Source organism: Bacillus sp. AY18-3, from assembly GCF_008042305.1.
In the GTDB taxonomy this organism is placed as follows: Bacteria; Bacillota; Bacilli; order Bacillales; family Bacillaceae_G; genus Bacillus_A; species Bacillus_A wiedmannii.
In genome coordinates, this window is the sequence record NZ_QKQR01000035.1 from 40154 (window position 1) to 52221 (window position 12068).

The following is a 12068-nucleotide window of genomic DNA, read 5'->3' on the forward strand; positions in this document are numbered from 1 at the left end:
ATAGAGAGTCTATGATTACACTGTTAAACAGTAAAGCGTTAATTAATAAATCCTTATATATTAAAAAGGCGGAGTCTCATTAAAGACTTCGCCTTTCACTTATATATAAGTTATATCCAAATAAAAAGATAGCCATGTAGTTTACTTGTTTTTAAAAATTTGTAACAGAATCGATTAATAGGGGACAGGTTATATAGATTTGCTTAATAATATTGAATCTATGCAACTACATCGTCTTTTAATAAGAATAGGACTTGAAATCAAACTCTATACAGGAGGAATAAGAAAAGATGAAAAAAAAACCTTATAAAATACTGGCTGTATCAGCATTTTTAATTATGACAACTACCTATGCAGTCACACCAGTAGCAACCTTTGCAATTGAAACTGAACAAACGAACACTGGAGATATGTCTCTTTCAGCAAATGAAGAAAAGATGAAAAAAACTGTACAAGATGCTGGGTTATTTGCAAAAGCTATGAATGAATATTCTTATTTGCTAATTAATAATCCGGATGTGAGTTTTGAAGGAATTTCTATTAATGGGTATGCAGATTTACCTAGTAAAATTGTACAGGATCAAAAGAATGCAAGAGCACATGCTGTTACATGGAATACAAAATTAAAAAAACAGCTTTTAGATACATTGACCGGCATTATTGAATACGATACAAAGTTTGAAAATTATTATGAAACATTAGTAGAGGCGATCAATAATGGAAATGGGGATACTTTAAAAAAGGGGATTACTGATTTAAGGGGGGGAATTCAACAAAACCAAAAGTCTGCAAAAGCATTAATAGAAGAATTAACTAAATTCAAAAACGCTATTGGAGAAGATGTTAGAGTATTTGGAAGCCATAAAGAGACCTTGCAATCGATTTTAAAAAACCAAGGAGCTGATGTGGAGACTGATCAAAAGCGTTTAGATGAAGTTTTAGGACAAGTAAACTATTATAAGAAATTAGAATCTGATGGATTAATAATGGTGAAAGTACCTTTTATCCCCACGCTTATTTCTGGTGGCATAATGATAGGTGCTGCTAGAGATAATTTAGGTCGATTAGAGCCTGCTTTAGCAGAATTACGTAAAACTGTAGATTATAAAATTACATTAAATCGTGTAGTCGGAGTTGCATTTCATAATATTAGTGATATGCATAGTACGATTGATAGTGCTATTACTGCTCTTACTTATATGTCCACACAATGGGATGATTTAGATTCTCAATATTCGAGTGTACTGGGGCATATTGATAAAGCAGATGAAAAAGCTGATCAAAATAGATATAAATTTTTAAAGCCTAACTTGAATTCAGCTAAAGATAGTTGGAAAATATTAAGAACAGATGTTGTCACATTACTAGAAGGCATAAAAATTGCAGAGAAGAAAGAACAGGATTTTATGAATCTACTTCGTCCATCAAACGTTTTTTACTTTTATAAAAAAATCCATAACGCATACACTTTTGAAATAAAGACTGGAACAAATGCACCAAATGCGTCTTATAAAGTTATGAATTTAACTAAAAACACTGTTCATCATATGTGGAGTGGAGGTGCTAATACAAGCATGTGGGCTGACTGGCTTTCATTCAATCCAAATGATGAATTTGCGGTGGTAGCAGTAGTGGATGGGAAAGAATATGTTGTGTATAAAGACAAAGTAGAAAATATAATGAACTGAACCCAAAAAATGCATTAATTGGGGATGGTACACATCGCTATCAAGCTAAGAAAAACAAATACCCCCAGAACGAAATTTTGTGCTAATTTTTAACAGAAAAGCTCATTTTTTCGTTTGGGGGTGAATCTATTTTCTTAAGTTGATGGGCATGGGGGGTATCTCAAAATCTTAGCTTGATGGGCATGTGGCGGTACCCCACATCCATCAAATTAAGGATTTACACTATTCTTGAAGTTAAAAGCAGGTTACTATTTTCTTATGTTAATGAGAATTGCAACCTGCCTTTATGAAATATGCACCAAAAACTTTATAGTAATAAGTCTGGCGTTATCTCTCTAATTATTAGGATATTTTTTCTTCATATATGCATACTAAACATACTATAGAAGGTGCATAGAAGGTGAGGAAGCCATGACTAAATTTCTGAAATGGTTAAAATATAGAGAAAATCCTAAATCATGTTCAATACGAGACGATACTCCTGTTCCCCAAAAAAATATAGAAGACTCTCTCTTAGAAGCTAGTTTATCGAAGAATATAGCTGAGCTTCAGAATGTATTTCATCAATCACCTGATCTAGTGATTCGACGGTTTCAAATGACAGAAGCTGGACTAGAAGCCGCTTTAGTATATTTGTCTGGATTAACAGATAAAGAATTGATTCAAAATCATGTTCTAAGTCCTTTGATGAATAGTGATTTTGATACCAATACAGAACTTCCCATTACATTAGGACAAATTAAAATTATTAATACGTGGAGTCAGAGTGAAAATGCTATTTTAGAAGGGGATAGTGTTTTATTAATTCACGGTCGAACTACAGCGTATCAATTGGACACAAAAGGATGGCCGCAAAGAAGTATTGAAGATGCTCATAACGAAATATCTCTAAAAGGTGGGCATCAAGGATTTGTAGAAACCGGAGCTCAAAATATCACAATGATTCGAAGGTATATTCCACATCGCCAATTAATGATAAAAGAGATAACAATTGGTTTACGAAGCAAAACAAAGATTTCTATTTTATATTTAAAAGATGTAACTTCTGAGGATGTGCTAAAGGAATTAGAAACACGGATTCAAAGTATAACAGTTGATGCTGTTACTAGTACAGGTGAACTTATTGAATTCATTGAAGATAACCCGTACTCACCATTTCCACAATTTATGTTAACAGAAAGACCTGATTTAGCCGTATCGCACATTCTACAGGGCAGATTTGTGACTGTAGTGGATCATTCGCCAAATGTATTAATTGCTCCAACAAATTTCATCTCTTTTTTTCAAGGGGTGGATGATTACGGTACAAGATGGCTAGTTGCTTCGTTTATTCGTATACTTCGTTTTATCGCCTTTTTGGTTGCTCTATTTTTGCCAGCGAGTTATGTTGCGTTTATTTCCTTTAATTTCGAAGTTATTCCTGTAGAGCTTTATTTATCTATTGCAGAGTCAAGAACAAGCGTACCTTTTGCTCCAGTAATGGAAGCATTACTTATGGAAATAACGCTGGAAATGATGAGAGAAGGGGCCTTACGCCTGCCTACCCCGATTGGTCAGACAGTTGGAATGGTAGGAGGTATTATCATTGGACAAGCAGCTGTTCAGGCCGGAATTGTAAGTAACATTATGATTATTGTTGTTGCTGTTACAGCCATCTCTTCTTTTATTATCCCTAACTATGATATGGGATCTGCAGTTAGACTTTTACGATTCCCCATGATGATCTTAGCTGCATTATTTGGAATTGTAGGACTGGTTATCGGGTGGATGACATTAATTGGACATCTTATCAGTCTTGAATCGCTAGGAACTCCTTATGGAACACCGTTAGCACCGTTTCGCTTTGCAGATATGAAAGATACTTTTATACGCTTTCCTTTATGGGCAATCAGAAGGCGTCCTAAGGGTACAGGAGCTATTCAATCTATTCGACAAGGTAAGAATCATAACAAAAGGTGAAATTATGAAAAAATATGCCTATAATGACATCACTCTTATGCAGTATATTGTTTTAATCAATGGAATGCAGGTCGGCACTGGCGTTCTATCTCTTCCACGTGTGCTTGCAGAAAAAGCTGGAACAGATGGATGGATAGCTATATTGATTGGCTGGATATTCTCCACAATATCAGGTGTTTTTATTGTGAAAACAGCTGCAAAATATCCCGAGGACACACTTTACGAAATTCTTATACGATTTTTCGGGAAAATAATAGGGAAAACACTTGTTGTTATTTACATGATGTACTTCGCTTTTTATTCTTGTACTGTTCTTGTGAACGCTATGCTTTATCTTAAGGGATGGCTTCTTCCAAAAACGCCTGATTATCTAGTTATCTTTTTGTTTTCGATTCCTACCTTTCTTGTCGCACGTAACGGCCCTCGTATTATAGGGCGGTACTCCGAACTTACTTTTTATATGTTGCTTTGGATTCCGTTATTTTTTTTGGTACCTCTTAAAGAGAACGGAAGTTGGATGCCATTCTTTCCGCTCTTAAAAGAGGGGTGGAAGCCTATATTAACGGCTGTGCCGACCACTATCTATGCTTATTTAGGATTTGACATTGCGTTCTTTTTATATCCCTTTTTACGAAAAAAACAGTATGCAGTCCATGGAATGGTTATTGCAAACACTTTAACGATGTTATTTTATTTATTCGCTACTATTGTTTGCTTTGCCTATTTTAGCCCTGATAGCATTACGCAATTTAACCAACCGGTACTAAATTTACTTAAAGTAATTGAATTTCGGTTTTTAGAACGTTTTGACATGATTTTATTGGCTACTTACTTGCCCGTTGTTTCTACATGCTGGATTCCTGCAATATTCTGTTCTGTATTTTGTTCAAGCCGATTACTTGGGAAACAAGATCACAGCTCTCATGTAGTTATTCTCTTATTACTCATTATCGGCTTCGTATTCTGGATTAGTCCTAGTTGGAATCAAGCCGAAACGGGACTACAGGTGTTATCGAATGCTGGGATTGGGTTAACCTATATATTACCTATCATTTTATGGATGTATGGCTGGCTATATGAGAAGTCTCATTGGGGGAAGATACATTGAAAAGAAAAGTACTATGTTGTATTTTGTTATCGGTGTTCATGATGACTGGATGCTTTGATCAAACAAATATTGAAGATGTTTCCCTTACTCTTGTACTTGGTATCGATTTAGATCGTAATAATAATCTATTGGTGTACATGTCAAGTCCTGTTTTTAATAAAGAAGCCAAGGTAAAAGAAGAAGTTACGGGTGTGAAATCTGCTACGATTCGAAATTCTAGAGACAAATTTGATGCTACTGTTATGGCACTTACCTCGGGAAGTAAAACACAGGTGATTTTAGTTGGAAAACGGCTATTGAAACAAAAAAATTGGATGAAATATCTCGATCCATTTCAACGAGACCCCAAAAATACAGTTACTACAAGGGTTGTTGCTGTTGATGGACCTGTTTCGGACGTCATCTTTTATAACCCAAAAGATAAGCCGCGTCTTCCTCTATATTTAACAAAACTAGTTGATACAGCCTCTTTAAGAAATATCACAGTAAAAACAAATCTTCAAGAACTACATGAACAAATGGCAGACAAAGGGGTAACAGCGAATATTACTGAAATGAAAAAAACGAATAAAATATTTGTGGCAGGTACAGCTTTGTTAGATGAAAAAGGAAGGCATAAATTAACGCTAAAACCTGATGAAAACAAACTATTACGCATTTTGCAACAAGGAACTACAGGTGATTTTTCATTTACAATCCCAATTAAACTAAAGTCGGATAGCCAGGATAAAGATTGGATAAGCTTTGCTGCCTATAACATTAAAGTAAAGACAAAGGCAAGATATGATAATAAATTTATATTTAATACAGATATAAAGATGAAGGTCGGCATTACAGAACAGCTTTTTTCGTTCAATACAAGAAAGGATGGAGTAAAATTACAAAAGGCGATTGAAACTAAGCTGGAAGCTGATTTCAAGCAATTAATAAAGAAAATACAAACTGCCAATATTGATCCTATTGGGCTTGGGAGATATGCAAGAACTTACACATATCCAGAATGGAAAAAAGTCCAAAATAAATGGAATAATGAATTAGCAAAGGGCGATGTAAACGTCAAGGTAAATGTGAAAATTGGTGGGATGGGGACAATTAAGTAACAGGAGTTCAACTGAGATTCGTACTAAATTTACAAGTATCTTCAATTTTAGAATGGGAATTTTCTTTAATAGGAGTACCCCCCCCGTACCCATCAACTTAAGGATTTAGACTATTCTTAAACTTAAAAGCACGTTACTATTCTCTTATGTTAATGAGAAAGGGTGACGTGCTTTTTATGAATATGCATCAAAAACAAGAGCGATTAGAATGCCACCTTTATGGACAACTCATTAGTATCCTATTATGTTCTTCTACTATGTTTAAAATGAGAGAACTCCTGTTACGTAAGAAACAAAAAGAACTAAGTGAATATAAAGCGATGTACATAATTAAAGATTATTTCTTACTTTTTCATCAAGCACTACATAAAAACACCCTAAGCAAAAAATACAATAGGCTGCCCATATGGACAGCTCATTTACATAATTCTCGTTATTAATAGACAACAATGGATAGAATTTTCGTTTTGGGGTGAATCTATTTTCTTAAGTTGATGGGCATGGGGATGGTACACGAAACTAGACACCAAGTTAAGTGAAAAATTGAACGGCATAAGGCTCCTTATTTCCTAGAACACCTAGCTAAAGCAAAAGAATTTGTACAGCAAAAAAGTGAATATTAAATCAAGGTGCTGGTTGCTTTATGTGTATGGCTTAACCAAAAGATTGCAAATACATTAAAAGAGCAACTTGTAATAAAGATATTGCAATATTTTTAAAGCGAAAAGCCGAAATTGAGGAATTTGAAGAATTGTAATAGTGAAGGAATTGATTAATTTATAAAAAACATTTAAATAAAAAGAGAGAATAAATACCTTATTTTTGGGGTGTTTGAAGGTTCAAATGGAAGATTCTCTGGTTTTCGATTTGAATCAAAATGATACTATTTACATGTACTGTCATGTAGGGAATTATATTTTTTACACCTGAACTGTTTGTACTATTTGTAGGATTTTCAGTTTTTTTGTCGAATATATCTTTAATGCAAGGAGGGACATTACATGATTATTAAAGACTATTTTATCAATCTTTCTATTTTTTCTTTATTAGTTAGCGCAGCGATATTTATTCAAGTGTTTTTGATTCATTCCAGGCGATATTTCGAAAAATTCTATGGAGGGATTATTGCAGTTACTTTGATGCTCTTTTCTTTTCCATACATGGGATTTTCCTACGATCTTCGAGTTGTTCCTCTTATTCTATCTTTTATTTACTTTGGTCGCATTGCTGGTTGGATTACATTAATTAGCATTATTATAATGCGTATCTTTTACATTGGAGGTTACTGGGAACCTCCTGTGATTGCTTATTTAGGTTTGAGTATCCTATTTGTTACTTTTAAAACATATTTTAAAAACCTTCATCCTTTTAAAAGTGCATCTTTATATTTTTTTGTTTTTGTCGGAATAAAGTGGTTAGTTGGTGTATTCTTTAATACTAAGTTACTTTACACTGGAGGCTTATTATATATAGCTTTAGGGCTTTTAATTGGGCTATTTCTTATGGAAGCCTACCAGAGATTATATTATTTAACACAGGACTTATCTAAAATGAATCGGGAATTAAAAAAATCCAAGCAAGAACTCACAGATACCGTACATGAGCTTCAAGGAGGGATTTTTAAATTTAAAAAAGTGGGTAAGCACTTTATACACACTTTATGTGATGGACAGTTTTATTATCAAAAAGGATTTTATTCTGAACAGGTGGTAGGGAAAAGCTTACGGACTATTGATGCTTCTATTGTTCCACCACATTTAGTTCCACAATTGATGAAGTATTATCTTCAGGCATGGGAAGGGAAAGAAATTATATTCGAATTACCCTGGCCAGATGATAAAACGATTATTCTTATTGCACTTAGGCCGATTAAACGAAATGGACAAGTTATGGAAGTTGTTGGTTCTATAGTCGATATAACCGAAAGGAAAAAGGTAGAATCAGAATTAAGGGCTACCAAAGAATTACTAGAATCATTTATAAAGCATAATGTAGATGCTATTACCATTTCTGATCGAGAAGGGCATATTTTACAAGCAAATAAAGCTTATGAAAAGATATTTGGATGGTCATTACAAGAAATCATAGGTAAGAGATTACCCTGTGTACCAGATTTCTTAATGGAAGAATCACTTGAAAATATCCAGAAAATTCTAACAGGTGAATCCGTAGTTACCAGATTAGAAACTGTTAGACGACGTAACGATGGAAGTCTTCTTGATGTCAGTCTGACAGTTTCTCCTATACTAGACGTAAGAGGAAATGTGATAGCTTTATCTGCAATATGTAGAGACATCTCTGAAAGAAAACAAGCAGAAAGAGAACGACAGCGATTACACCAACAATTAAAAGATAGTGAAATGAAGTACCGTGCACTAATCGAACAAGCAACTGATGCAGTATATGTAGTAGAGCTGAATGAAAATCATGTTCCAAGTCGATTCATTGAGGTAAACCCTGTTGGTTGTAAAAGATTTGGATATAGTAGAGAAGAGCTGCTCTCGTTACCATTTCCAAATGTAGTACCACAAGATTCTAAAATGATTGTAAGGTTGTTAGAAAAAATTAGAGAGGGACAAACTTCCTTCACTTTGCAAGATGAATATGTTTTTCCAACAGGAAAAATAATAACAACTGAGTTTAGTGTCCGTGTTTTTAACTTAAATGGTAAAAAAGTTTTCCTAAGTATTTCTCGTGATATCACTGAACGGCTAAAAACAGAAGAATTACTACGGAAATCTGAAAAACTTGCTGTCGTAGGACAATTAGCGACTGCAATGGCTCATGAAATTAATAATCCATTAACCGCAATGAAAGGGTTTATGCAATTACTAAAATCAACGGAAACTGAGAATAATCGGGGTTATATAAATATAGTATCATCAGAGATTGAGCGTATAGAAAGTATTACTAATGAATTTATGGCGGTAGCCAAACCACAGGTGGTAAAGATACAACCTAATGATATTAGTGTGCTAATGGATCAAGTTTTAATGCTACTGCAACCTCAAGCAATGATGAATAATATAAAAATTAGAATTGATTTTACACCTGGTATTCCACTGATTCCATGTGAAGGAAATCAATTAAAACAAGTATTTGTTAATATTATAAAAAATGCAATTGAATCCATGCCAACAGGAGGAGAAATTTTGATTCAATTTGATAAACTTGATAATAATCAAATAAGGATTCGCTTTATCGATCAAGGATGTGGGATTCCAAAAGAACGTATACCATATTTAGGAGAACCTTTTTACAGTATTAAGGAAGAGGGAATCGGCTTAGGATTAATGGTCTGTTATAAAATTATTGAAACACACCAGGGGAAGGTATTTATTGAGAGTGAAGTGAATAAGGGGACTATAGTTGAAGTCACTCTCCCAATTTGCACACTTCAAAATTAATACATTCTTTTACTGAAATTTTGTAAGTTAGTGAGCAGTTAGCTTTGGCTAGCTGCTTTTTTGTATATATTGTAATCGATTCTTCATATTACGGCTTTTTGATGTTTCATATATAGATTTTATGGCTTTTAAAAACTCTGTAAGTGTTTTGTAATATTTACGAGAGACTTTTTTAACAGTTATGAGAGAGAAAAGAAAGATTTGTTATATATCATGAAATTAATCTTACTAGTAGGTGTTCTAATGGATCTAGAAACAAAGGAGGAAAAATAACAATGAAACAATTGAAGCCAGCAATTAGTGTATTAGGTAGTGTATCGATGGCACTGACTTTAGCATCTCCTGCTTTAGCAGATGTAAAACAACCGAATCCAGGAGGTACAGTTGAAATATTCAAAGAGAATGCAGATGTAAAAAAAGAAGATAAGAATTTCACGCTCGGATCTGATGGAGAAATAGGTTCACTCATTACACAAAACATTGAAATGGCAAACAACGATTGGGATAAAGATGGTATTTCCAACGACTTAGAGATTAATGGATATAAAATTGAATTCAATTCACAAACTGGAAAAAATGAAGCGAAAGCATGGGATCCCGAGAAGGATAAAGGGAAACCAAAATTTATATCGAATCCTATGAATGCAAATACGGATGGTGATCCTTTTACTGATATGTATGAGGTTGAGAATTATAACAACGATTCTGATACTAATTTCAATCCGATAGTTGCCAACATGCCGAATTTGCAAATTGGTGTCAAACGAATTGAAGTAATTCCTATTGCAACCATTACGGATAATAATGGTGGATCAGTTAGTAGAGGATGGGAAAAAAGTGTATCTACACAACATTCATTTAATGTAGGTTTAAGTGGTTCAGGTGGTGTAGAAGGCTCAGCAGCCGGTCCTGTTCCTTCCGGAAGTGTTTCAGCAAATGTGGGATACGGATATTCAAAAACAACTACGGAAACGGAGAGTTATACAAATAATTTTGATTGGTCTACTGCAACAACTGTGGATACAGCGAACGCAGCAAAATTACGTGTACATTTGGAATATAAGAATGTAGGAACAGCATCCGCTGAAAATGTTTCGCCTCATTTTAATATTCGTTTAGGAAACAAAATTATTAATACTGTAAAGGCAACACAAGATCGTTATAAAGCAAACTATTTAAGTACAGAAAAAGGTGGACGGAATAAAACAGAAGTAGTAATTGACAGTTTAGAAGGACAAGCAGATGCGAATATTGTCTTATCTTTGGATGAATTGAAAGCTGTTGAACAAGGGGAACTTCTTTCGATTGAAGTTTTACCTACAAGTACAATGGATTTATCTATTGAAAAAGGTGAAGAAATTATGCATTTGGGGGATTCAGGGAGATATGAGTCTAGAGTAAATGCAGCTACTGAACAATTAGAAACAGATATAGGAAATATACCAAAGTTTAGGGTATATACTCCTAAAGACAAATCTCTTGCTGATAAGCCAGTTTTATCCTATAACGAAGTTTTTCAACAGGTAAATATAGATACGAAAAAAGTAAATCATATTGTAAACAAGGCTAAAAGTACTAATAACGTATCAGTGGTTTCAGCTAATAATGGAACTGATGCATTGAACGATTTAAAAGCGGGACAGGGAGATCGCGGTTATTTACATAAAGACTCTGTACACGGAGCTTTTGCAAAACTACAGCAACCAACATTAGTAGAAGGTAGTTATGATTCTGTGACGCAAAAGATTAGGGCAACAATTTTACCTGGTTTATTTGGAGTGAGTAAAGATATTCCTACTACTTATAGTAAGAAATGGAATGCTCCGTCACAAACAGTAACACTGGTTAAACGTGAAAATGGATTTACATATGAGTCTAGAGAAAATATACACCCTATTAAATCTGAAATTGCTGCGCACAGAAAAGTTACATTTGAAATCAATGACGCACACAATCTAACGCCTACACAAAAGATTGATACTGAAATTAAAGCTAATAAAGAATTTGAAGATTATGTAGTAGATAATTCAGGTGAATTTGTTACAGAAGGAGTTCCTTATACCGTGGCTTCATATGGAAATACAGCTTATTTGGGAAGTCATCATGCAGGGAATAAATGGGAGTATCTTTGGGCTGAAAAATCTAGCGATGAAAAAGTGAATGTAATTATTGAAAGAGTAGGTCAACCTAAACCTGGAAAACCAATTAAAAAGGATGAAGAGGTATTAATTAAATTTCAAAATCCTATTTATTCAGATTATGCATATTTAAAACTTCAAGATAGTTATATCCATTTAGATCAAAAACAGAACGCAAGTACTTTTAAATTTAATCATGCATATCCAAAGAATTTCACTGGACACCATAAGCAATGGAACATACTATCTAATGGTAATAAGTTAAAGGTAGGATATTTAATCGATTATATGAAATATGGTAATGGAGAGAATGGGACTGATACTATAGCATGGAATCTATCAAGAGTTCAGTAATAGGTAACAGTTCTGTTGCTAAGTTTGAAAAGAGAACCGGAAATGAATTGTATCTGAAAAGTTAGATACAAAAATTTAGCTTACTAGTAAGGAATGAGTTCGATGTTGAATCGGACTCATTCCTTTTAATTTATATATGATTTAGAAACTACTATTTTAAATACTTATCTAGTCATATAAGTAATCAAATGTTAAGATTACTATCTGTACTACATGATTTATTTTCCGAATTTTCATTCGTTTCGAAGGTGAAATGTGGAATTCTGATTTATTTATGTGATTAGTTTTTATATCTTTACCTATAAAGATATTTT

Annotated in this window: 6 protein-coding genes and 1 pseudogene; all 7 read left to right on the forward strand. The window is 33.7% G+C overall.

Features of this window, described 5'->3' with window-relative positions; all coding sequences use genetic code 11:
• Positions 1-290: 290 nt before the first annotated feature.
• The 7 genes and pseudogenes from hblB to DM800_RS25225 all read left to right on the forward strand — a co-directional run bounded on the left by hblB (position 291) and on the right by DM800_RS25225 (position 11754).
• Positions 291-1688, forward strand: a complete 1398-nt coding sequence (gene hblB, locus DM800_RS25195; protein ID WP_147787876.1) for a hemolysin BL regulatory component HblB — start codon at positions 291-293, stop codon at positions 1686-1688.
• 411 nt (positions 1689-2099) lie between these two features.
• On the forward strand, positions 2100-3647 hold the full coding sequence (locus DM800_RS25200) for a spore germination protein (protein WP_044444144.1): 1548 nt from the start codon (positions 2100-2102) through the stop codon (positions 3645-3647).
• A gap of 4 nt (positions 3648-3651) precedes the next feature.
• Positions 3652-4755: a GerAB/ArcD/ProY family transporter gene (locus DM800_RS25205; protein WP_044444145.1), complete on the forward strand. Its 1104-nt coding sequence runs from the start codon at positions 3652-3654 to the stop codon at positions 4753-4755.
• Positions 4752-5855: a Ger(x)C family spore germination protein gene (locus tag DM800_RS25210; RefSeq protein ID WP_044444146.1), complete on the forward strand. Its 1104-nt coding sequence runs from the start codon at positions 4752-4754 to the stop codon at positions 5853-5855. Before DM800_RS25205 ends, DM800_RS25210 begins: the two co-directional genes overlap by 4 nt.
• Before the next feature lie 191 nt (positions 5856-6046).
• Positions 6047-6256, forward strand: a pseudogene (locus DM800_RS25215) (IS4 family transposase); the annotation flags it as partial.
• A gap of 600 nt (positions 6257-6856) precedes the next feature.
• On the forward strand, positions 6857-9262 hold the full coding sequence (locus DM800_RS25220; protein ID WP_147787877.1) for a PAS domain S-box protein: 2406 nt from the start codon (positions 6857-6859) through the stop codon (positions 9260-9262).
• 275 nt (positions 9263-9537) lie between these two features.
• On the forward strand, positions 9538-11754 hold the full coding sequence (locus tag DM800_RS25225) for a binary toxin-like calcium binding domain-containing protein (protein WP_098920589.1): 2217 nt from the start codon (positions 9538-9540) through the stop codon (positions 11752-11754).
• The last annotated feature ends 314 nt before the right edge of the window (positions 11755-12068 follow it).